Source organism: Tolypothrix bouteillei VB521301, assembly GCF_000760695.4.
GTDB lineage: Bacteria > Cyanobacteriota > Cyanobacteriia > Cyanobacteriales > Nostocaceae > Scytonema > Scytonema bouteillei_A.
On record NZ_JHEG04000001.1, the window covers coordinates 7,581,224 to 7,605,777 of the forward strand.

A 24,554-nucleotide genomic window follows, 5' to 3' on the forward strand; every position below is an offset into this window, starting at 1 on the left:
ACTGAATGAGTTTAATGTCGCTTTAATAAGGTTTGCGATCGCAATCTGAGATTAAGAAATTACGTAGATGATACAGCGCTTGTTCTGAGTTTTATGTTGAAAGCTTTTTGATTCTTTAAGTGTGTTTGCTTTCGTAAAATTTAGTTATGAGGAGCGGAGGCGGAGCCTCCCTTGAGGCATTCCCAGGCTGAGCCTGGGAACGAGGTAGCGATCGCTGTCAACGGCGAATCAGAGCAAGCTGTGGTAGCGGAAGGGTGACAGTAAAGGTAGTTCCTACACCAAGTTCGCTCTCGACAGCAATTGTCCCTCCGTATAAATCAACACACTTTTTTACGATCGCCAGCCCCAATCCAGTACCGGGAATATTTTTAACATTTGCAGCACGATGGAATAAGCTAAAAAGCGTTTCTTTGTCTTCTAAAGGAATGCCTATGCCACGATCTTGTATTTTGAAGATAGCTTCGTTGTCTGCACACTGTAATATAAAGTGAATTGTGCTGTCTGTTGGTGAATACTTGATGGCATTGGAAAGCAAGTTGCTCAAGATGTGGCGGATTAAAATTTCATCAACGCAAGCCTCACAGCAATTTCCATAAGTTACAAAAGAGATCGCATGCTTGCTATTCATACTTAAAAGAATTTCTTCTGCTAAATCCCTACACAATTCTGTTAAATCCAGAATTTCGGGACTTGCTTTAAATCTTCCCAAATCTGCACGACCAATGACCAACACATCATCTAACAATTGAGTCATTGTTTTAACTGTTTGTTTAATTTGCTGAAAAAATTGCTTTTTTCTATCTTTAGAGAGTTGCTCGCCATAAATTTCAATCATTTGTGCTGATGATAAAATAACTTGTAGGGGAGAGCGAAACTCGTGGGATACCATTGAAACAAAGCGAGATTTTAGTTCATTAAGTTCTCTTTCTTTTTGTAAAGAAGAACGAATTTCTGTCTCCAAACATCTTCTTTGTTCAACCTCCATAAGGAGTTTTTTGTTAGCAGCAGACAATTGCTTTGAGAGAAGACGCGATCGCAACAAAACTTCAATTCTAGAAAGCAATTCTAATTTTTGTATTGGTGTAACAATTAACTCATCAACACTTTGCCAGAGGTAACGAGTCCTCATACCCACACTTTGCCGTGAAGTCACTAAGAGAAATGGCAGTAAGACTGGCGATTCCGCATTTTTTCTCTCTTGTATTTGCCGATCGATACTTTCAAGTGTTACTCCACATAAGATACACAAATCAAAAGACTGCTCCCATAGAGCAGATGTTTTCCCTTGGCTTGTGTCAACATCAGGTACTATGACTTCATACCTTGTTTTCAGCGAATGAGCCAATAAACGGCGATTTTCCTTGTTTTCGAGCAAGAGCAAAATCCGTCTCACAGTTCTTCTCCTAGAAAACTGCGGATTATTTCTATCAATCCTTGAAACATACTAACTTGTATTACCCCAATGCCTGTACTAAGATAATGCGATCGCGATGAATCAACTTTCTGTGCTTGTCATTCTAGCAGCAGTGTCAACAATAGAAACTCTAGTTTATGGATGAAATTTTGATTTTTACTTTATTGCGAATCATTACCTATCCATTCTGGTGTCCTGCTAAAAATTCGTCGCACACTATGAAGGGGTTTGCTAACTTGGACTCCATAACGAGTGATTTCAATTTCCCGCAAAGTTTTTTCAAAATCTGATAACCGTTTCTTAAGCACCCCAATTGCCTTTCGCATTTGACCTTGAACTTCTATGTAACGCAAGAACACGATGTTATCAGTTAAGTGGCTAATACCCCATTCAGAGGTATGAAATTCTCCTGTTATATGCTCCGTTTCATTAATTAGCAGCACTGTGACACCCATGTTCTGCAAATACTTACATAGAGCATGAAGATGCCTGACTAAATTTTCCCCTTGTAAAGAGAGCCTGTAGCCTGCAATACTATCAAGCATAACTATTTTGGCCTGTTTCACTTCTACCTCATGCCGCACCAAACGCGCAAATTCATCGGGTGCTAATCGCAACAGTTGTACTTCTACAATTGACAATGTCTCTTTCTGTTGCATGTCATATAAGGGGATGTTTACAGACTCAGAACGATGTAGCAAAGAATTTTCTGCTTCCTCAAAAGTATAAATAACCGCTCGTTCGCCCCTTAGAGCAGCTTCTTTCATAAACTGCAAACCTAAAGTGGTTTTTCCAACACCCGTTGCTCCCGTTATGAGCGTGACCGTACCTCTTTCCAACCCTCCATGCAGCATTTCATCAAGTTCTGAAATACCAGAAGAAATCGTTTGAGCAACAAACTCCTGCTTGTAAACTTCCGGTTGTAAACGCGGAAAAACTTCCATACCGGTCTTCGTCAACCGCATGGAGTGAAAACTGTGCTGAAAGTCCGAACCTCGAAACTTAGCCACACAAAGACTTCTGTCTAACTGAGAGTGGTTGAGGTGGATAACGCCATCACTGATAAATTGCAAGTCATCATCAGGAGTGCGCTCAGTTCCTTCTGAGGAGAACATCACAGTTGCACCTTGTGATAAAAGAAAGCGGATAAACGATAACACTTGCTTGCGAAATAGAAAAGCATCGCTAGATAGGTAGCGGAACTGAGTGATAGCATCAAGAAAAACTCGTTGAGGTTTTTTAGTTTCTACTGCTTCAACGATTCTTTTTGTGGTGGGTTCTCGTTCAACTTCAGCAGGAGAAAATATATCGTAGGTTTGTACTTGGGTAAAAAATTCAGTATTTGGGCTAAGGTCGAGAAAGGTAATCGGTTCAGCATCTATATTTAACGATTTGGCATTGTCACGAATTTGCTCGGCTGATTCCCCCAACGTAATGTACAAACAGCTTTCCCCTTGTGCAACTCCAACCGCTAGAAAATGCAATCCCAGGGTAGTTTTGCCTGTACCAGGCCCACCCCGTATGAGATAAGCTCGGTTTGCAAGTAGACCGCCATACAAAACTTCGTCCAGACCTGAAACTCCAGTAGACAGGCGTTGCTTAACCATTTGGTGGGTTATGAGGATTAAAAATTAAAATATTATTAATATTTTGAATTAATTAATAGAAATTAGTGAATTTATTAAGTTTCTTTACAGTAATGTATAGTCTTGTTAAGTAAGACAAAACTCTGCTGTTGAAGCTATCTCAGGAAATTTATCAAAATACTTGCCAGGAGGAGCATTTAACAAAGAAAGGCAGAGGCCTCTCCTTTTTCCACCTCTTAATGACTCCTTTTATGTATATAATTATACTTTTGTAAATGAGAATCTCTTACTTACGTATTCTTCATGAAATCTTATAAAACACTAAAACTGAGATCGCATAATATCTTATTTTATACAAAAGAAATCAAATCGTATGTTTGGGGACTTAAACAAGCTTTGGGTAAATTAGAAGAACTTTCTTTGTGAGATGCAAAATTTCAGCATAGCTGCCTTACTGACAGGCTGTTAAAAAGAACATAAACTTATGCTACCTCAATCCCCATCTTTAGCTTCCAAAGTTGATATTCTTATTGTTGACGATGAACCAACCAACTTACGAGTTTTATCTACAATTGTGCGATCGTATGGGTATCAAGTTAGACAAGCTATTAGCGGTATGGTTGCCCTGAGAGCAGTAGGCATACAGCGACCGGATCTGATTCTTCTTGATATTATGATGCCAGAAATGGATGGGTATCAGGTTTGCGAGCAGTTGAAATTAAATGCCGAGACTAGTGATATTCCCGTCATTTTTCTAAGTTCCTTAGTATCGGGAATGGATAAGGCAAAAGCATTTCAATTGGGAGGAGCAGACTATATCACCAAACCATTTCAAGTCGAAGAAGTTTTAGCAAGAATAGATTATCAACTAACACTTCGGACTCTACAAGTTCAGCTTCAGCAGAAAAACGAGCAACTCAGAGAGCAAAATGACCAACTCAGACAAGAAATAAAAATTCGCGAGCAAACGGAAGTAGAACTCCGATGTTCGCAAGCACAATTACAAGCCAGAACTCAGCAACTCCAGCAAGCTTTAGATGAACTGAAGTTAGCTCAAACAAAGCTTGTCCAAAGTGAAAAAATGTCTAGCTTGGGGCAAATAGCTGCAGGGATAGCTCACGAAATCAACAATCCTATCAGTTTTATCTATGGCAATCTAGATTACGCTTCTGAGTATACGGAAGTGCTAATAAATATTATCAAATTATACAGTAAGTATTATCCTCAGCCACATCCAGAAATTTTAAAGACAATACAAGTTTGCGAACTCGATTTTGTGCTTAAAGATTTTCCCAAGGTACTTGAGTCGATGCAAGTAGGAGCAGAAAGAATTCGAGATATTGTCTTGTCAATGCGTTATTTTTCAGGTTATGACCAGGCTTATACTCAGCAAGGCGATCTTCACAAATGTTTAGATAGTACACTCGTCATCCTACAAAGCCGTCTCAAAGAACAACCCAACCGAGTCGCAATTGAAGTGAAGAAAGAATATGGCAAAATTCCTCCAGCCAATTGTTACCCAGGACAATTAAATCAGGTTTTTATGAATCTTTTCAGCAATGCGATTGATGCTATAGAAGAGAAGTCAAGAATTTGGGAAGAACCTTTTCAGCCTGCCATAAAAATTTGTACCCAGTTAAGCAATTCTTATCAAGAATCTCAAGACAGAGATAAAAAATGGGTTGAAATTCGGATTGCTGATAATGGAATCGGTATTGCACCTCACATTCAAAGTTCCATATTCGATCCCTTTTTTACCACAAAGCCTGTAGGAAAAGGAACAGGGCTGGGATTATCTATCAGTTACTCTATAATCGTAGAGCAACATGGCGGTCAATTGCAGTGTAACTCGCAAATAGGACAAGGAACAGAAATAGTCATACGCCTTCCTGTAGAAGTCCCGCAAGCAGTAAAATCTGGGTATCATTAACTAGATATGATGCCGCAAAGAGGATCTCACCGTTGCCGTTGGAAGGTGTTGAGAGGAATTGCGAGTGCTTCCTAGAATTCTGCCATAGGTGTTATTTTCTATGTTCCCGATTTCTGCCCGTTGGATTCAAGATTTTGAAAAGCATTTATACCGTCGCCAACACTTTATTCTTTACGGTAACATTCACGATCAATTTCTCTGGCAGGGTAGTTATCAGAACATGGAGGTCTTCCTCAATAACTATTTCCTCAAGCAGGGCTTCGATCTGATTGTTCGTTACGATCCGATAGATGGTCTGACTTTTCCTCAACCAGAGATGCGCCCCATATTTGAGGAATTGGCGCGACAACGACTCGCAGAACAACAACTCGAACGCTTGGGACAGTCCGCCACTCCAAGTGCGATCGCAGATCCCATGCAGCCCCCATCTCGTGCTAATCCTGGAACGGTGGTACAACAACGGCTGACTAGCAGTTACCTGTCACCAGAAATTACTTTTAGTCATTTGCGGGCAGTTCTATCTCAACCAAAAACCTCAGTCGTGGCGATCGCGGATTTAGGGGATATGCTCACTACCGATCCAGAACGCCACTCAGCAGACGAACGCCATCTTTTGATGTTGCTCAAAAAATGCACGTTGGAAGCATCGGTCATTGCTGAAGGTAATCTCACTGGCTATCGCAACACTCTCATTCTCCTAGCCAGTGACCTCAGACGAGTACCACCTTGGTTCTATACTGGCAATCCTTTTGTAGCTTTAGTTCAAGTGACCCGTCCCAATAAAGAAGAACGCCAGCAGTTTATCTTGCGCTTTGGACAACAGGGATTTTACGGCGGACATCTGTTAAATGCTCAACGTCCCAGTTTGCAACAACCTTCAGACCTAGAACTTGCTGCAGAGGAATTTGCTGCCTTAACTGAAGATTATCAAACGATGGATCTAGAAGCTATCCGTCACACCTCTTGGCGAGAACGTATACCACTCAATGCCAAAACCGTGTTGCGCCTGGTAGACTTTTATAAATTTGGACAACGCGATGAACCATTTGAGCAAATCAGTGCTGATAAAATTGCTTATGCCAGAGAAGAACTGTGCAAATTTGTGATCGGTCAACCCCGTGCGGTAGAAGCTGTTACCAATCTCCTAACTAGCGCAAAAGTAGGCATCAGTTTGAGTAATGTCAGCGGTCGCAATAACAAACCAAAAGGAATTTTCTTTTTTGTGGGTCCTACAGGTGTGGGTAAAACTGAGTTAGCCAAATCACTAACACGGCTGATTTTTGGAGATGAGCAAGCATTCGCCCGCTTTGATATGAGCGAGTACAAAGAAGAACACGCAGCAGAGAAGTTAACAGGCGCACCTCCTGGTTTCATAGGTCATGAAGAAGGAGGACAACTGACCAACCGGATTTTACAGCGTCCTTACAGCATTTTGCTGTTTGATGAAATCGAAAAAGCTCATCCCAGAGTTTTAGATAAATTTCTCCAAATTCTAGAAGATGGTCGCCTTACAGATGACAAAGGACAGACAGTTTATTTCAATCAAACTGTAATTATATTTACTAGTAATATTGGCGCTTCTGACCTAACAGACCCACACACCGGAACGATTATTCGTAACGGTATCATGACTGAGGTACAACGCCAAGGTGTCGATTCCTTCACCTATGCTCAGGTAGAAGCTCATTTTCGTGCTGAAGTTCATTGGCACTTTACCAGTCGCATTGGTCGTGCTGAATTGTTGAACCGTTTGGGCGACAGTATCGTCGTGTTTGATTTGCTACGTCCGGAGTTTGTTTGGCAAATTGGGCAGAAGTTTCTCCGGCTGCTAGCAGAATCTGCTTGGGATAAATATCAGTTGCAGGTACTGTTTCAACCGATAGTCTTAGAAGTATTGAACGTGTATATGCAACAAGATGACAATTTGCTATTTGGCGGACGGCGAATTAAAACCTTACTGGAAACTTTGGTTGAGCGTCCGCTTAATCGCTGGATCTTTGAGAATTACTCCGATTTAAATTCCTTGGCAGGAAAACGGTTAATTGTGAGCCTGGAACACAACGGTGCGTTATCGGTGATGGAAGCAGTTTTCACGGTCTAGAACCGCGATAAGCCATAGCTCTCTCACCTCTTATCTGGTGCGTACTCTGCGTCTCGCGGTTAAATAGAGTACTCGCTCGCTGCTTGCTGGGCACAAAATCCACCGTGTCCAGATCCCCGAGTGCTTTGAGAAGTCGGGGATCTAAACTTCTTACGAATGATTTAGGATTGCTATATAAAATCTACCTTTTTGCAGTTTTTGAAAAATTAAACTTAAACTAATAAACTACATTTTGCGTGCTAATTTTATGTATTTTGGTAGAAGATGTGATGTGATGTAAATCAGCCCAAAGCATAAACCATATTTCAATAGAAATTGTTAGATTAAATTCAAAGGTTTTACCAATTTGAAAAAAGAATGCAACGCACAGATTTTGTAAGAGTGCAACGTAAAGCACCCTTACGCAATAATGTTGTGCAAATGTAACTGTAAAAATTAATTCTCCAAACTTTTAAGCAGTTCTTATAACTGGTAAAAACCTTAGAAGAGAAAACACAAATCTGAAAAATCAAAGCATTCAATTCTGAAAATTTCTCTTCCCTAACCTCCAACTCCTAACCCCCACTCTCTATTTTTAAGATAACTATGCAGTTCCAAACTCGACCTATTAGTGTTATACCTCGTGTCGGTGGTGTTCGCCCCAGTCATGTCCCCAAAAGGAGCAATACCCGTAGCGAATCTCGTTTACGTAACCAACAACCGCCTAGATATACTCTTAGTGAATCGAGTTCTACAGTTTCAGCAAATGCATCTTTGAAAGATGTGGGTGGGCTTAAGGAAGTTCTTCAAGAACTGAAAGAATTGATTGCCATCCCTTTAAAACGTCCCGATCTCCTTGCTCAAATTGGTTTAGAACCCACACGGGGCGTTTTGTTAGTTGGACCACCTGGGACTGGTAAAACTTTAACAGCCCGCGCCTTGGCGAAAGAATTAGGAGTTAACTGCATTGCTGTAGTCGGACCAGAAGTTATCGGTAAATATTACGGTGAAGCAGAACAAAGACTGCGGGGTATTTTTGAACAAGCTGCTAAGAAGGCTCCTTGCATAGTCTTTATTGATGAAATTGACAGCCTTGCTCCAGACCGCAGCAAGGTAGAAGGGGAAGTAGAAAAACGTCTGGTTGCACAGCTTTTGAGCCTCATGGATGGCTTTGCTCAAACAAAAGGCGTCATTGTGTTGGCTGCTACTAATCGCCCCAATCACCTCGATCCAGCCTTGCGCCGTCCTGGAAGATTTGACCGGGAAGTGCTGTTTCGCGTGCCAAACCAACAAGGGCGTTTGGAAATCTTACAGATATTAACTCGCTCAATGCCTCTAGATGAGACAGTAGATTTAGAGACGATCGCAGATCTAACTGTGGGATTTGTGGGTGCAGACTTGAAAGCTATCTGTCAGAAAGCTGCTTACAGTGCTTTACGCCGTCAAGTTCCTTCAATAGCAGACCCAATTCCCGAACAGTTGACCGTACATCAGTCAGATTTTTTACAAGCATTCCAAGAAATTAAACCTGCTGTTTTACGTGCGGTTGAAGTTGAATCCCCGAATGTCACTTGGGAAGCCATTGGGGGGTTGGAGGAAATTAAACAAACCTTGAGGGAGTCTGTAGAAGGTGCATTGTTACATCCAGAACTTTATCTGCAAACAAAAGCCCGACCCCCCAAAGGGATTTTATTATGGGGACCGCCAGGAACAGGTAAAACCATGTTGGCTAAAGCTGTTGCTTCCCAAGCCAGAGCTAATTTTATCTGTGTCAATGGGCCAGAATTATTGAGTAAGTGGGTAGGTGCTAGCGAACAAGCAGTGCGAGAACTGTTTGCCAAAGCAAGACAAGCCGCTCCCTGTGTTGTCTTTATTGATGAAATTGATACTTTAGCACCAACAAGAGGGCGTTATAACGGTGATTCAGGAGTGAGCGATCGCGTTGTTGGACAATTGCTAACAGAGTTAGACGGTTTACAGGCAAGTTCTACCATTCTGGTGATTGCTGCTACCAATCGTCCCGATGCTTTAGATCCCGCTTTGTTAAGGGCTGGACGGTTAGATTTACAGTTAAAAGTAGATTTACCCAATTTGGAGAGTCGTTGGGCAATTTTGCAAGTTTACAATCAAGAACGTCCCTTGCAAAATGTAAATTTAGCTTACTGGGCGGCAGTCACTGAGGGTTGGAACGGGGCAGATTTGGCATTGCTCGGCGATCGCGCTGCTGTGGAAGCCATCCGTCGCTATCGTTCTCAAGGAATGATGGCTCCAGGGGCAATTCAAATCACAAATGAAGATTTTAATTACGCTCACCAAGTTTTGAGCCAACAGCGTCGAGTATAAAAACATACCTTTTATTCAGAACGTACCACACGAAACCCAAGACTGGAATAGCGGAAACTGGCATCATAACAAAAACGATAGACGCAGCGGCAATCATCTGCCAAGCTGTACCAGGAACCGCCTCTCACTGAATGCTTCGTTGGGTGTCCGCCTTGTACCCAAGCACTACCATCAGTGGGCGCTCCATTATAGTTTTCATGCCAGTGGTCTTGGCACCACTCCCAGACTAAGCCGTGCATATCCTGTAAACCCCAGGCATTTGGTTTCTTTTGTCCGACAAGTTGGGTTTGCTGGCGGGAGTTCCAGGTGTACCAGGCGTAGTCCCGTAATGGTTGTTTGCTATTGCCGAAACTGTAAAGCGTTTGCGTACCAGCACGACAAGCATATTCCCATTCAGCTTCCGTGGGGAGGCGATAGGATTTATTTGTGAGTTCTCCAAGGCGATCGCAAAATTCTTGTGCCTGCCACCATGATATGCTTTCCACCGGACGCAGCAGGCTACTGAAATGAGAAGGATTAGTCTGCATGACTGCCTGCCATTGCTCCTGGGTAATCGGAGTTTTGCTCATGTAAAAGGCAGGTACATTCACCCGATGCTGGGGCATTTCTGGACGCAACCACTTGATGACTTCTGAGCGTTTAAACCAAGTTTCCAGTTTTAAAACCTGCTCGATGTCTTCCGTTGCAGTTCCCATGAAAAAACTGCCGCCAGGAATGGCGATCGTATCCAGCATAGAACCACCAGGAAGACGTTCTTGGTAGTTAGAGTTTCGGTTGGCTTGGATGATAGCTTGTTTCTGCTCTTGAGTTGCTGGAGTCAACTGCTGGTATGGCTCTTTTGCTTGCATTTGAATATTTGCCACCGGAATTGTAGCGCATCCAGTCGCACCGGCTTCTGTAGGGATAATTTTACGAAAGCTAGGGGAAAGAGGCAACAGAACTGTAACTCTACCTAAATCTGCAGTTGGATCGAGACTTGCAAGCACTTGAGTTGCCGTCCAACGTTGTGTATAATCTTTAACCAAACAACCTTTGACGATCGTCGCAAAGGGAGTTGGGAGTTCTGGAAGTGCTGGTTCTTCGTGTATGATTCGCTGCATCAACTCACCAGAGTTGTTGCTGGCAAAGGGATGTACACCTGTCAGTATTTCGGCGATGACGGTTCCCAGAGACCACAAATCCCACGCAAAAGAAATCTTGCCTTTGTATGATTCTGGAGGTGCATAAGCGATAGTACCCACCTGATTGGTAGGAGAGGTATCGCTGCCATTGCGATTTTCTAAGAGTCGGGAAATACCGAAATCTGTCAACTTCCACTGTCCATCGACTTGCATGATGTTAGCAGGTTTTAGGTCGCGATGAACGATGCCTTTGTTATGTAAATACTGCAACGATCCTGCTAAATTTTTGACAATTGCTTTAACTTCTGAAAGCGGTAAACTACCCTGTTGTAACCGCTTTGTTAATGAATTTTGGGCTAATTCCATCACTAAACCAAGACACTCAATTCCTTTGAGCCATCCTTGTTCGGGGCTGAATCCCTCCAAAAGTCCGGGATGTTTTAGGGAAATAGCAGTTTGTAACTCGGCAATCTGACGTTGCTGCTCGCCCTCATTTGAGAAAATTTTAATGGCAACTTCCCGAATAACGCGATCGGCAATGACTTCATCTGCTAAAAATACAGCCCCAAATGCTCCCGCACCCAACAGCTTTTTCAGGCGATACTTGGGAGTAAACCACTCATCTTCAAACATTTGCCACAACTGATTGGGATGCATGGTTTACTTCCTTTCAAGTAAGTCGGTATAAATTATGTTAAATGGCTGAGGTTGTTCTTTGTCATTAGTTGAGTGTAAATTTTACACCTATTGTTACATTTATTAATATATTGCTTGTATTTCTGCCGATCGAATCGAGTAGGGCTTTTGCTTATACTCACCTGTACTTAGGCAGTGTAGGTACCTCACTTTGCCCTAAATTGGTTGTATTGCTGCTACCATTATCAGTATCAGGAGTTGTCCCCCATACATAATTTTTGATAGCTGCTACGTATGCCACGCGTTGCTGTCGCTGTTCGAGCCAGACTTCGTCGAGGTGCGATCGCGTCTCTAAAAGAAAGTTTGCAACCATCTGTCGCCGTTCTAGCACTTCTTGTTGACGTTGCGATCGCGCAGCATTCCATTGTTCTCTGAGAGACATAGGTCTGTATTGTAATGTATGAGTCACCAAGTACAATACATTATTATCTCAAATATTTGAGAGTATGAAACGTATCTCGGCTCAATCTCTACAATACTGAGTCAAAAATCTGTTGAGCGGTTAAGTTTAACTGCGGAAACGCAGGCGATACGATCCGGTCTGTTCCTTTAAATGGTGTCATTTCATATTCCCCGTCAATTAATTCGCACACAAAAATAGTAGGGACTTTGGGATTGCCGATAAATTTACGTCCGCCTAATGCAGCATAGTCCACAATCCAGTATTCTGGAATCCCCATACCTTCATAGTCACGAAGTTTATCGTAGTAGTCATCTTGCCAATTGCTACTAACTACTTCAACTATTAGTTTGACTGAAGTCGCGTTTTGAATAATTGATTCAGTTTCCCAACGTGTCTCAGTATCGATAGTTTCTTGATTCAAAATAATGATGTCCGGTTCGTACCCAGACTTATCGCGCTGAGGTTTAATAATAGATTCTCTAGGGATAAACCAAATATCAGTTTTCCCAATCTCACTAATGGTTGTCAATAACTTTCCAACAAGCGAACCCGTTAATTTTGAATGCTTCCCTTTAGGCTTAGGCATCTCGACAATTACACCATCATGCAATTCGTAACGTAATACTGAGTTTTCAGGATACCATTCGATAAACTCATCAAAAGTGTATATTTTTGGTTCGGTTTGTGCTTGTGTTTGGGTTTGAGTCATGGCGAAGTCTCAAAAAGTTGGAGGGAGAAGAGTTTTACCAGAAGAAAAGCAGAGGGCGCGAGGCTTGTGCCAGAAAGACAGCAAATTTTTTTTATTTTATTGTGCTACTCCTTCCCCTTACTAAATACTCCGACTGCGCGATCGCTTCTCACTTGATAGGACACCAGGTTTTGGGACAAGTGAAGGTAGATGAAAAGTTAAACGAAATTACAGCTATGTTTATGGTAAGCTCCTTTTCCAGAATAATTCATTTGTGTTACGGTGAGAGAAATTGATTCCAAAATTTGATGAAAATGGGAATTTACCCCCTGGTGTGCATTTTTGCGAATGGGAGGAGTTTCAAGAAAAATTTGCGACCAACTTGACTCGACAGCGGATGATAAGGGGTTTAGAACTGGCAATGACTCAATTACAAGAAGCAGGTTGTAGAATCATTTATATAGATGGTAGTTTCGTCACTAGCAAACCCACACCAGGTGATTTTGATGCTTGTTGGGAAGACGATGGAGTTGATATAAATTATCTGGAATCGATTGCTCCCACTTTATACAATTTTGCGCTGCGACGTGCCGAACAAAAAAGTCGGTATAAGGGGGAGATTTTTCCTGCAAGTTACCCAGCGAATGAAACTGGTACAGTATACATAGATTTTTTTCAATTTGATACAAGAACGAATACACCCAAGGGAATTATTGCTATTGATTTGGTCAGGTGGAAACCATGATGATAAAAAACGAGCAACAATATCAAAATGCGAAAGAATGGTTGCGGAAATTTGAGCAGTCTGTGGTAGAATTTGAGAGTAATGAAGAGTTGAAAGCAGACCCCAAACGTTGGAAATTACATAGAGATTCTTATCAGAGCCAAGTTGACGAATTAAAGGAAGAAGTTGCTGAATATGAAAGGCTTATTAATTGCGATCCGGACAAGTCAATAACGGTAAAAGTTGAAAGTTTAAATAAGTTACCGAATGTTTTAATCAAAGCTCGAATAGCTGCAAAAATGAATACTTCCCAATTAGCGGAAATTTTAGGAATTGACGAAGAAAGGGTTAAGGAATACGAGGATACAGATTATCAATGCGCTAGTTTTATAGAGATTTTAGAAGTTGCCACAGCTTTGGGTGTGGAATTAGAAAATGCTGTTGTCAAAATAGATTTTGAGGAAATAGAAGAAGTTAAGCAAACTGCAAAGAAATGGCGAAAATCAGCCAGAAGTATCGAAAGTAAGGCTTTTTGACACTCCCACACCTCCGCTTCGCCTTCATGTGTGGGATGCTTCTTTCATCCAGCCAATTTACTTAGCTTAAACAAAAAGAAGCCCCACATCTGACCCGTTCGCGGAAGCGTGCCGTTAGGCATAGGGCAGTGTGGGATGAATTTCTTAAAGCCAAGAGCCTCCTAAGCAGTAGCCGGATTGTCTTGGAAGCCTACACTTACTGCGAAGCAGAAGTGTAGGAGATGTCACAGGAGTTTAATTGCCAGGGAGTGGGTAACCTATTGTAGTGGCGCAAGGGATTGCGCCACTACAGAGGTAAAATCTTTTTCGGAAATCGCCTAAATACTCCGACTGCGCGATCGCTTTTCACTTGGCAATTTTTCAGCTTTACGAAGGTTGCGATTGGGGTTTTTCCCTTGCCATAATACTTCACCCATCCTGACACCAAATTTGTCTTCTAAAACATCATGCATTTCGGTGAGCATTTGTTCGGCTTCATCGCAGACCGCAGAGGTATTCCCATCTACAGCAGTAACGCTGTGCTTGACATAACCATCTACGTCATAAAACACCTGTCCGGCAATGGGGACACTGACGCTAATTGCTTTACCTGTATTGGTGGTAGCTCCTAAAATGATAGATGTGGCGGGGTGGTTTGGATGCTCGGGTTGATGAAAGGTAATGCTGAAACCCATTTCTTGTAAGGTTTGAGAAATACTATCGGCAATATAATCTCGCTTCTCTGCTTGTAGTTGTGCTGTACTGGCAGTTTCGACAATTGTTTGCGAACGCTGGCTAAGTTCCGTTAATTGGGAAATCACTTGTTTGGTTTGACCGTGAGAAATGGCTTGTTGGATTGCATTGATTTGGGTTTCTATTTCTGCTACTGCTCCTGCTTGCCACTGCATGACAACTGGGTCAGCTTTCAAACCCGTAACCGTGATTTTAAGTTCTGCGAGCTGTCGGTTAGTTTGTGTTTGTAAGTGGCGGGAATCTGTCTGACCTTGAACAATTTGACGCAGGTGTTTTTGAACAAGTGCTGTTGCTTCTGCTAGAGGTCGGCGTACTTTAGCTGGATCTCCTGCAGAAATTGCTTGTCGTACATTTTGAAAGACTTGCTGTAATTGCTGCCGACCTGCTGCATCAAATTTTAGGGCTTGGGCTTCTGGAGTTTGAGCGACTCGCCGTTCTAGTTCTTCTAATTCAAACTGTTGTCGCTCAATATCAACCTGCCGTTGTTTTTCTGCTTCATCTCGGCGTTTGCGCTGCAGTGCAAGATGCATAGCCTGTTCGATTTTAATGAGTTCTTCTGAAATGGCTAGCAGTTGAATTTCTGAATCTGCCCGTGCGATCGCTTCAAGTTGATTCTGACAGCGATATTGCAATACCACTGCTTCTTGAACATAAATGTTTGTCCACTGCGAATTTACGTCTGACAGCAACCTCTGTACGCGAATTTGAGTTTGGCAACGGGATTCTTCTAGTTGCCGAAGTCGTTCCCGTTCTTCTGCTTCTTGTCGTCTTTGTGCTTCTATTGCTGCCCGACGCTGACGTTCCGCTTCTAAAATTTTTTGCTTCCACTGGGCAATTTCTGCTTCTGAAAACTTGGGACTGCCACTCATAATAATTCGTAATTTCTAAGTCGTAATTTTTAGTTGGAGAATGTAATTCCTCGGCTTTGCATTTTTGCTGCAAACTCATCTCGGAAGCCTTTACGAGCAGGAACGCCTGTAAAATAAAATGAGCCAGTGACATCAATGCCAAATTCTATTCCGGCTGAGCGATCGCCTTGTGCTAATTCTTGCATTAAAATCTGCTGATATCGTTCTGTCAGCGCCAACAATCTCTGGTTGCTAGACCCTCGCCAGAGTAAGTCACCGTGTAAAGACTCAATATAAGTTCCATCAACTAGCAAATCGATGCAAGCCAGTAATGATTTTTGAGCATCTGTTCCCTGCTGCTGGAGATGCTCCAAACGATATCCCGTGTAGCACGTTATACCCAGATTTTTAAATTTATGCACCCTAGCGATTAAATTGACTAAAGGGGCTGCTTGTAGCATTGGTTCCCCACCAGAGAGAGTGATTCCCTCAATATCTGGTTGTGATAAAATCCAGTCTGTTAATTCGGTTAGAGAAATTGATTCTCCCTTTGCTTTTTCCCACGATTCAGGAACTATACAACCCGGACAAGCAAACTCGCAGCCTTGTACCCAAATGACTGCTCTTTTGTATGGACCTAAGACTGTTACTGGAGATTGATAGCGGAAAATTTGTAAATTATTATACATAAAGGGATAAAATTAATTGATTGAACCACAACAGACGCATAGTACGCAGAGGTTAGATCTGAGGGAGCTATTAATTTCCTAAAATTTATATCTAAAGCTTTACAGAAGTGTAGTAATGTTACGTTCATTAATAATTAAAAGTATACATGAATTATGAAAACATTGGTTGACATTACTTAGTCCTCATGCTCTAAACCGTCTTTCTAGCAAAAATTGATAGGCAATTTCAAAATCAATGGCAAAAATGCGGGGGTCGATGATGTGAGTAAATCCTTGAAGGCGATAGCGACGAATAGCTTGCATGGTGGCTTGATTGCTCAGAAGTGCTAGTTCAGAACCGTTCCAACCTTCTGTGCGTACAGCCCAAGCTGCTAAGTTAAGATCGGCGGCTATTGGTCGATCGCGATTGTGAACTTGCAAGATTTCAAACCGACTGGTGACATCGGGTAAGTCTACCTTCAGTTGCAAGTCCAGACGACCTGCTCTTAATAAGGCTGGGTCAATGATGTCCGGTCTGTTTGTAGCAGCGATAATTATCACATTATTACAAGCTTGGATGCCATCCATTTCGGTTAGGAGTTGACCGACGACGCGATCGCTCACTCCAAAGTCTCCTTCGTTACCCCCTCTGACGGGAGCAATCACATCAATTTCATCAAGAAAAATGATACATGGTGATACCTGTCTGGCTCTGGTAAACAACTCTCGTACTGCTTGCTCGGATGCTCCCACCCACTTGCTGTGTAATTCCGGTCCGTTAACGGCAATAAAATTGGCTCTAGCTTGAGATGCTACTGCTTTAGCTAAAAGAGTCTTACCAGTTCCGGGCGGTCCCCAAAGTAAAATTCCACGGGGAGGTATTGCTCTTAACTGACGATAGAGTTCGGGATAAAGCAAAGCTCCTTCAACAGATTCCTGCAAGATAGCCTTGATACTCTCCAAACCACCAATTTGCTCCCAAGTGATATTGGGGGTTTCAATTGTTAGCGGACGGAGAATAGAAGGTTTAACTTCTTTTAAAGCTTGAAGAAAATCTTGCTGACTGATACTGAGATTCTCTGGTACGGGAGAGTCTAGAGGGGGATTGAAGCGGTGCAAGGCGTTGTAGGCTGACTTTTGACAAAGCGATCGCAAGTCTGCACCCACAAAGCCAATTGCTAAATCGGCGATGACTCCTAAATCTACAGACCCATCTAAAGGCATTGTACTCGTGTGAATCTGAAGAATTTCCCAGCGACCCTTGCGATCCGGAACGCGGAAATAAACTTCACGGTCAAATCTACCGGGACGACGCAGTGCGGGATCGACGCGATCGGGACAGTTGGTTGCTGCCAAAATGACTACACCATTGAGTTGAGCAAAGCCATCCATCAGACTGAGAAGTTGGGCAACAACGCGCTTTTCTACCTCCCCCTCGACTTTGGCTCGTTCCGGTGCTAGGCTATCAATTTCGTCGATAAAAATGAGGCAAGGAGCAGACAGGGTGGCTTTTTGGAAAATCTGCCGCAGTCGTAATTCTGCTTCGCCATAATATTTGCCAATAATCTCAGGACCAGCAATGGCAATGTAGTTGACACCAAGTTCTTCGGCTATGGCACGCACAGTCAAGGTTTTACCTGTTCCTGGCGGTCCGACTAACAACACACCCCGCGTTGGTTCTAATCCCAGTTTGGCTAACAAGTCTGGACGCTTCAGTGGTAGAGCAACCAAATCGTGCAGTTCTGCCAGCACTTCCCTTAAACCGCCAACGGCTTGCAATGATGCCTTGACGGCAGGTTCTGGGTGAGGGGTGGGAGGGGAAATTGGCGACAGAGATTTATGCCTGGGTGTTCTAGGAATCCGCATAGCTTTTACAGTGACCAGTGACCGGTGATGCTGGGAGGAGCAGTTTCACGGCAGACAAGACCGCACTGCCTCCCCAAGTTAGCTGTAAACAGCCATTTTCAGGTACATAGACCACAATTGTAGTAAATAAGTAGTTAGCGACCTCCCGATGCTCGGCTTTGTAGTTGTGCTAACACTTGTGCTGGTGAGAGACCTGTCATTGCAGGCAGTTGTAATAGTTGTGCTGGTGGGAGATTTGTTAGTGCAGATAGTTGGGCAAGTTGGGCTGGTGAAAGACCTGTCATGGCTGATAGTTGGCTGACTTGGGCTGGTGTCAGACCGGGTAAGGATACACCTCCAGGAAGTTGTTGCCCCATTCCTGGTATCTGTCCTGCACCTCCTGCCCCGACATGACCTTGATTGGCTATACTTAGTTGACTGATGAGTTGAGTAAGTTGGGTAACTAAGACAGTCAGTTGCTGTACTAATCCAGCTAATTGTTGCACTACAACTTCCGTAGATGCACCACCTGCGTGTCCTCCTTGTGCAGCACCACCGACTAGTCCACCAACTCCAGGTAGACCGGAAGCTATTCCACCAACTACAGGTAGACCGGAAGCTAGTCCACCGACTTGATTGAGTAATCCTCCGGCTAATCCGTCTTTGCCACCACCTTGACCTGTCAAACTATTGACTACTCCGCCAGCTACGGGTAGACCGGAAGCTAGCCCACCAACTTGATTGAGTAATCCTCCGGCTAATCCATCTTTGCCACCACCTTGACCTGTTAAACCTCCAGCCACTCCGCCAACTACTGGTAAACCTCCAGCCACTCCGCCGACTTGATTGAGTAATTCTCCTAACACTCCGCCTCCTAAATTTTGATGAGTTAAACCACCGACTAATTCCCCAACACTGGGGTCTTGACCAGCTACTCCGCCTACCAGTCCGGCGGCTTGTCCAACGAATCCCTCATTGTCACCTTCGTCTGTAACCTGACCTGCAACACTTGTTACCGGGCTGATGAATCCACTTTGTGCAGATTGTGACGATGATTGTTGGGAATCTGATAGGTTGCTTTCGGATTGTGACGAAGCACCAGTCAATCCCCCATATTGGGATGTAAGATTGGAAAGCGTTGGTTTATGGATTTGGAGTTGCAGATAATCGATTAAGTGTGCGGCATTTGTACCGTTTGATGTTGTAATTGAAATCGTATGCGATCCTTGGCAAATACTTGTTAGAGGGATTTGGCTTTGCTTGAGTTTGCCCTGGTCTGCTCCGGGCATCCTAGCAATGAGTTGTCCGTCTAAAAAGATATTGTCTTCTCCAGAACCGTAGCGATCGTAACATAAGACTAACTGTCCGTCAGTATAACTTTCTAGTAAAGAAAAGTGAATATTGAGTTGACTGGTTGAATTGGGGATTTGGTTGGCATTGGGTGGAACTATGCAAGAGGGTATTGTAGGACAGTTAAGGGGGTCGGGATCTGTACCTACTATATAGTTATATTCAATAGTCCATGGACCTGTAGGGGCTGGTATTCCAGCTTGACCTGGGGAGCCAATCTGCCAGAGAACAGTTTGGGGATCGGACATAGCAGTACTGATTGGGTCAGGTTGCTTGGATGTCAGAGGGTTTTCCCGAACTGGCAGTTGAGTTAGAGGTTGCTCAAAACTGAGTTGTGATTGAGGCGAAGGATTTGTGTTTTGTCCCTGTTGACCGGAGAAATTACCTGTCGTTTCTTGAAATAAATCCACACCTTGTCCCCATTGTCCGCCTTGCCCCCATTGCCCCCATTGTCCCCATTGTTCCCCCTGTCCGCCTTGCCCCCATTGCCCCCATTGTCCGCCTTGTCCCTCAGGTATGACCTCAGAAGTATTTTCCTGAATGGGTTCTGCTTGAACTTCTATTGACTGTTGGGCTGCAAGTGCCTGAATCTCTCTAGAAGTTAGGACGCGATCCCAGACATGAACTTCAGCAATTTTGCCACGGAAGAAACAGGGGCTTGCTCCCCACTGTTCTGTGGCACCTGCACCGACACGGGTAGGATTGCGATCGTTGGGTTGGTATTGCACGCCCATTTCTCGCGCCACTTCTCGCCCGTTGACAAAGAAAGCCATTGTTTGCGAGTTGCGATCGTAGGTTCCTGCGAGATGTGTCCAAGTACCTATTTTTGCTTGTGTACCGTTTAGTACTTGCCAGAAAGCTTTTGGTTCGCCATTGCCCAACCAAAATTGCCATTGCCGCGCAGGTGTGATGCAAAAAAGATACCCTTTGCGTCCTGCCAAAGGAGAGCCACCGACCGAGGTCATAATAGACTGATAACCTGAACCTCCCTGAACCATAACCCACATTTCTATAGTAAAACTGGGAGGGTTAAGTTCGGGAGCGTAAGGCATATCTAACTTGTCATCTACTCCATCAAATGTGGGAGCGTTGGGAAAAGAATCAATCGGAGGTGTTTGCTGCATAGTTTCTTGAGAGGGCATTGCCTGCTGTTTTGTTCTTTTAGCAGGAGGGATGACGCTCTGAAGAGGATAAGTGATTGATACACCTGCAGCTGCAATCCTCAGTTTTTCTATTGACAGCATCTGCTCCTCCCTGTCAGCACTGCCATTGTTTCAATAGCGATGCCATGGCAGATCGCCTGATGTTAGATTTTACTCTCAATTGGCTCGGTAAATAATTAAACTATGTTAAGTGACTTTTTACAGTTTGGTAATGAAACTTTGGTAAATTAAGAGTTCCAATAATTTTCTTGACGAAGTTTTACAGGTGTCCCTTTTTGCACAGATAACAGCAGACACCTGGGTTGCACTCAAAGGCGCACGTCCGGTTCACGTTGGGAGAGACCGGAGATAATAAAATTAATAGCAGATTGAAACCACCGTTTTCCCAATGTCCGTTAGAGCGCCAATCTATATCCGCTCGAATGTTGGGTTTCACTGAGTTCAATCCAACCTACAAGGTCTTTATGTTTACATAAGCTGCCTAGGAACGTTGTTCCGTTAAAATTTGATAAGCACAATCAAAGTCCTCTGGTGTAATGCGGATAGTATTGGGATCGGTCATTCCTTGAGAACGATAGCGGCGAATAGATTCTACCGCCGCTCTATCGCCTAGTAATGATAAGTCAGCACCATTCCAACCTTCTGTAATTTCTGCCCAGTAAGTTAAGTCTACATTCTGTAAAGGACGGTCTTGGTTGTGGACTTGCAAAATCGCCAAACGGCTTTCTTGATTTGGTAAGTCTACTTTTAACTGCAAATCCAAACGCCCAGACCTAACTAACGCGGGGTCGATCGCATCGGGACGATTGGTAGCAGCAATTAACAGGATGGTAGCACCTGTCTGCAAACCATCTAATTCTGTCAGCAATTGTCCCACAACGCGATCGCTCACTCCCGAATCGCCTGTATAACTTCCCCTAATTGGGGTCAAGGTGTCGATTTCGTCAATAAAGATAACGCACGGTGCTGCAAGTCTTGCTTTGGTAAATAATTCTCGCACTGCTTGTTCGCTTGCACCTACCCACTTATTGAGTAATTCCGGACCGTTGACGCAGATAAAATTTGCTCTAGCTTGAGAAGCAACGGCTTTTGCTAACAAAGTTTTGCCGGTTCCGGGTGGTCCCCAAAGTAAAATACCTTTGGGTGCTTTCGCTTTGGTTTTTAAATATAATTCTGGATGTAACAGTGCGCCTTCTACCGATTCCCTCAAGGTTTGTTTGATGTTCTCCAACCCGCCAATTTCTTCCCAGGAAATATTGGGAGATTCGACTTCCACCGCACGTAAAACAGCTGGTTTAATTTCTTTAATGGCTGCTAGGAAATCTAATTGATTCACCGTCATGGAATCGGGAATTTGCTCGTCTATAGAGGGGACATAACGGCGCAAAGCATTGTAAGCAGATTTTTGACATAAGGCTTTTAAATCCGCACCTACAAATCCGACACTCAGATCTGCGATCGCTTCTAAGTTTACTGTCTCATCTAGGGGCATCGAACGAGTTAATATTTGTAATATTTCCAGGCGTCCCTGACGGTCTGGTACTCGAAATTGGACTTCGCGATCGAATCTTCCGGGGCGGCGTAAAGCTGGGTCGAGATGTTCGGGACGGTTTGTTGCAGCTAGCACAATAACCCCTTTCGTTTGGGCAAAACCATCCATCAGACTGAGAAGTTGGGCGACTAAGCGTTTTTCTACTTCTCCTTCTACTTTGCTGCGGTCTGGGGCGAGGCTGTCAATTTCATCTATAAAAACTATACAAGGAGCATTTTTAGCAGCTTTTTCAAATAGCGATCGCAATCTTTGTTCTGCTTCACCGTAGTATTTGCCAATCACTTCCGGTCCTACTATGGCGATGTAGTTGACACCCAGTTCTTCTGCAAGAGCGCGGGCGGTGAGTGTTTTACCCGTACCGGGAGGACCGACTAAAAGAACACCGCGTGTAGGTTCTAGTCCGAGTTTGGCTAAAATTTCCGGACGTTTTAGAGGGAGGGCGATTAATTCTTTCAGTTCTTGGAGGACTTGTTCAAGTCCGCCTACATCTTTGAGGGAGTGATTTGTAGTGTTTTCCGTGGGTGTTACCGGGTCTGGTACAGGAGCAGAAGCGGGTGGTTGGGTGCGAATTCGACTGGTTCCTATATCGGTACGCGGAATACTACCAGCACGCGGAATATTGCTTAACGAACGAGTGCTAACTTGCACGTCAGCTTTGATTTCTCCGTTTTGAATTTTTTCTTCTATGGTTTTTGCTAGTTCTAATAAATCTTCAAAGCCTTTGAAAAAATTGCTCATAACTTATTGCAAGGCATAACATAACTCATCTTAATATGTTTCTCTACAAATAGAGCGGTTTTATTCTAATAGCAATACTGGTAGGTTTTGCTGGACAAAGAAAAAGGTGTAGTTGGGTTTCGTTCCTCAACCCAGCCTACTAATATTCTCAACCTTTGCCGTATTGACTCTAATGGTTTCAAAATAAAAGACTTGCTGCTGTTTTAATTCTATCTAAAGGTTCTACAGATCGCGGTAAAGTAGGTAAGCGAATAATATTTTGTTTGATAAATAAACTTTTATCTATTTCGAAACCAGAGTGATAGCGATTGTGGACGATATAACGTTGAGGGACACCCATTTTGGCTAAAGAATCTGTTAGACGTGTTTGTTCGGCGATAATTGCTGCTTCTGCTTGAATGACACCAATAAATTCTGTATGATTTGGATCTTGTAATTTTTTCTGGGCTTGCACAACTTGTTGGCGTAATTTTCGCAGTCGTCCCATAAAATCAACTCGACCTAAAACACTTTGATATTTCATCCATAATTTAAATATCCATGCCAACCAATCTGCTAGTGCAGAGGGCATTTCTAAAAAGCGGAGTAGATGACCTGTAGGGGCTGTGTCTAAAATAATTAAATCTTGCTGTTTGCGGTCTAATAACTCCATGATAGTAACGAGGGATAGCATTTCATCAATCCCAGGTAAAGCCTGCGCTACAAGTTGTCGCCAAGCTTCGGGAGTATAAACAATTTTGATTGCTCCTGGTTCGCTTCCTTCACCACTCATCATTGCAGCTAATTCCCAAAGGTAGTCATTGCGGAACTGTTCTAATATAATTTTGGCATCGATTTCTTGACCGCTTAAATTAGAGGTTAATTGGGTAGGTTCGTGTCCTAATTTCTGACCGAAAGCATCTCCTAAGGAATGAGCGGGGTCGATAGAAATGAGACAAATATTTTTATCGGGATAGCGATTGGCTAATTCCCATCCAATGGCTGCTGCTACCGTAGTTTTTCCAACTCCACCTTTACCACCAATAAGAATGAGTTGTCTGCCTTCGATAATAAAGTCAGTAAAACTAGGAAGTATTTTGACAGGAAATTGTATAACTGGTGGGGGGATAAGGGCAACAGTATCAATTTTTTGAACTTGGCTAATGAGATTATCTAGTGCTGTACCCCCAAGGGGTTCAGTGAAGAGTTGCGGTACGGTATATACAGACTGTTTTTCTGATAGATTAAGGAATTTTGCTAATAAATTTTGTTGCTCGCTATAGCGGTCTAAATCCGTCTTGGCATCTCTTAAGATTTTATTAATAAACAACCCACTGCAAGATATATCTAGTTCCTGCAAGTTATCTAAAAATCTCTCTGTTTCTAAAAGACTCATTGGTTCTGCGATCGCCACTACCAAGCAAGCAGTAAAATTGACATCCTGCAATAACTTTTTGCCTTCCGCTAATTCAGATTTCATTTTTGCTAAGAAATCATCAACTTCATCAGGTATATAACGTCCCGTAAAAGTTTTCGCGATCGCGCGATGTTTTTCTTGAAATAATTCTAAAGAATTTAAGACGACATCTAAAAAATCTTTAATTCCTAATAAATTTAAAGTATGCCCCGAAGGAGCCATGTCTACTACAATGCGATCGACAGTTTTTTCTGCTAGCAACCGTTGGATTTCCAATAATCCCATAACTTCATCTATACCAGGCCAATTTAAATCCCAAACAGGTGTTAAATCTTCCCCTTCGACAAAGCTTCCTCTTTCAACTAACAGTTCTAAATAATTTCCGTATTTTGCCTTAAATTCTAATAGTAATTGCTTTGCATCCAATGCTCGAACACTTAAATTTGGTAAATCGGGTAAAAGTGTAGCTTGTTCTACTACTTTTATTTGCAATACATCGCCTAAAGAATGGGCTGGGTCTGTAGAAATTAGTAATATACTCTCGTTAGAAAATAATGTAGCCCAGCGTCGAGCAAAAGCACAGGCGAGTGTAGTTTTTCCAACTCCACCTTTGCCGCTAAACATGGCTAAGTGAAGTGAGTCATATTGATTAATCTTATCCGTGAATTGGTAATTTGAGGTCATGTGTATATTTTTATTATAATTTTGCGCCTTTGTGCCTTTGCATGAGACAAAAAATAT

General features: G+C 43.0%; 16 protein-coding genes. 5 read left to right on the top strand and 11 right to left on the bottom strand.

The genetic code is table 11. The features are described from left to right. Nucleotides 1-217 precede the first annotated feature (217 nt). Nucleotides 218-1,393, bottom strand: a complete 1,176-nt coding sequence (locus HC643_RS31045) for an ATP-binding response regulator (protein ID WP_038082208.1) — start codon at nt 1,391-1,393, stop codon at nt 218-220. A 182-nt stretch (nt 1,394-1,575) separates the two neighbouring features. Next, a complete protein-coding gene (locus tag HC643_RS31050; protein ID WP_038082210.1) occupies nt 1,576-3,021 on the bottom strand; it encodes an ATPase domain-containing protein in 1,446 nt (481 codons plus the stop codon). Between the two features lie 463 nt (nt 3,022-3,484). Here HC643_RS31050 and HC643_RS31055 point away from each other — a divergent pair, with 463 nt between their 5' ends. The 3 genes from HC643_RS31055 (at nt 3,485) to HC643_RS31065 (ending at nt 9,353) form a co-directional block, all read left to right on the top strand. Further along, nucleotides 3,485-4,930 (top strand): hybrid sensor histidine kinase/response regulator, encoded by a 1,446-nt coding sequence (locus HC643_RS31055; RefSeq protein ID WP_038082212.1) that lies wholly within the window; start codon nt 3,485-3,487, stop codon nt 4,928-4,930. 100 nt (nt 4,931-5,030) lie between these two features. Then, nucleotides 5,031-7,031, top strand: a complete 2,001-nt coding sequence (locus tag HC643_RS31060) for an AAA family ATPase (RefSeq protein WP_038082213.1) — start codon at nt 5,031-5,033, stop codon at nt 7,029-7,031. A 585-nt stretch (nt 7,032-7,616) separates the two neighbouring features. Continuing rightward, nucleotides 7,617-9,353, top strand: coding sequence for an AAA family ATPase (locus HC643_RS31065; RefSeq protein WP_082051878.1), 1,737 nt, complete (start codon nt 7,617-7,619; stop codon nt 9,351-9,353). Nucleotides 9,354-9,364: 11 nt separating this feature from the next. On the opposite strand, the gene HC643_RS31070 is transcribed toward HC643_RS31065, so the two are convergent. The 3 genes from HC643_RS31070 to HC643_RS31080 form a co-directional block, all read right to left on the bottom strand. Next, a complete protein-coding gene (locus HC643_RS31070) occupies nt 9,365-11,131 on the bottom strand; it encodes a bifunctional serine/threonine-protein kinase/formylglycine-generating enzyme family protein (RefSeq protein ID WP_038082214.1) in 1,767 nt (588 codons plus the stop codon). Between the two features lie 157 nt (nt 11,132-11,288). Beyond that, nucleotides 11,289-11,552 (bottom strand): hypothetical protein, encoded by a 264-nt coding sequence (locus tag HC643_RS31075; protein WP_038082216.1) that lies wholly within the window; start codon nt 11,550-11,552, stop codon nt 11,289-11,291. A gap of 88 nt (nt 11,553-11,640) precedes the next feature. Next, entirely contained in the window at nt 11,641-12,282 is a 642-nt protein-coding gene (locus HC643_RS31080; protein WP_038082217.1) for a Uma2 family endonuclease, read from the bottom strand. 271 nt (nt 12,283-12,553) lie between these two features. Here HC643_RS31080 and HC643_RS31085 point away from each other — a divergent pair, with 271 nt between their 5' ends. Both HC643_RS31085 and HC643_RS31090 read left to right on the top strand, forming a co-directional pair. Next, a complete protein-coding gene (locus tag HC643_RS31085; protein ID WP_038082222.1) occupies nt 12,554-13,006 on the top strand; it encodes a DUF6932 family protein in 453 nt (150 codons plus the stop codon). Then, the gene (locus tag HC643_RS31090; protein WP_336604391.1) at nt 13,003-13,521 is read left to right on the top strand and encodes a DNA-binding protein; all 519 of its coding nucleotides are present in this window, start codon (nt 13,003-13,005) and stop codon (nt 13,519-13,521) included. The genes HC643_RS31085 and HC643_RS31090 overlap by 4 nt, the downstream gene beginning before the upstream one ends. A 317-nt stretch (nt 13,522-13,838) precedes the next feature. On the opposite strand, the gene HC643_RS31095 is transcribed toward HC643_RS31090, so the two are convergent. From HC643_RS31095 to HC643_RS31120, 6 genes are all read right to left on the bottom strand, one after another. Continuing rightward, nucleotides 13,839-15,122 (bottom strand): hypothetical protein, encoded by a 1,284-nt coding sequence (locus HC643_RS31095; RefSeq protein ID WP_038082225.1) that lies wholly within the window; start codon nt 15,120-15,122, stop codon nt 13,839-13,841. 29 nt (nt 15,123-15,151) lie between these two features. Next, nucleotides 15,152-15,790, bottom strand: coding sequence for a 4Fe-4S single cluster domain-containing protein (locus HC643_RS31100; RefSeq protein ID WP_038082226.1), 639 nt, complete (start codon nt 15,788-15,790; stop codon nt 15,152-15,154). A gap of 183 nt (nt 15,791-15,973) precedes the next feature. Further along, nucleotides 15,974-17,635, bottom strand: coding sequence for an AAA family ATPase (locus HC643_RS31105; RefSeq protein WP_050046656.1), 1,662 nt, complete (start codon nt 17,633-17,635; stop codon nt 15,974-15,976). Between the two features lie 134 nt (nt 17,636-17,769). Beyond that, a complete protein-coding gene (locus HC643_RS31110; RefSeq protein ID WP_050046655.1) occupies nt 17,770-20,208 on the bottom strand; it encodes a LamG domain-containing protein in 2,439 nt (812 codons plus the stop codon). A gap of 400 nt (nt 20,209-20,608) precedes the next feature. Then, nucleotides 20,609-22,417: an AAA family ATPase gene (locus HC643_RS31115; RefSeq protein ID WP_038082229.1), complete on the bottom strand. Its 1,809-nt coding sequence runs from the start codon at nt 22,415-22,417 to the stop codon at nt 20,609-20,611. 178 nt (nt 22,418-22,595) lie between these two features. Continuing rightward, nucleotides 22,596-24,497: an ArsA family ATPase gene (locus HC643_RS31120; protein ID WP_237265969.1), complete on the bottom strand. Its 1,902-nt coding sequence runs from the start codon at nt 24,495-24,497 to the stop codon at nt 22,596-22,598. Nucleotides 24,498-24,554 lie beyond the last annotated feature (57 nt).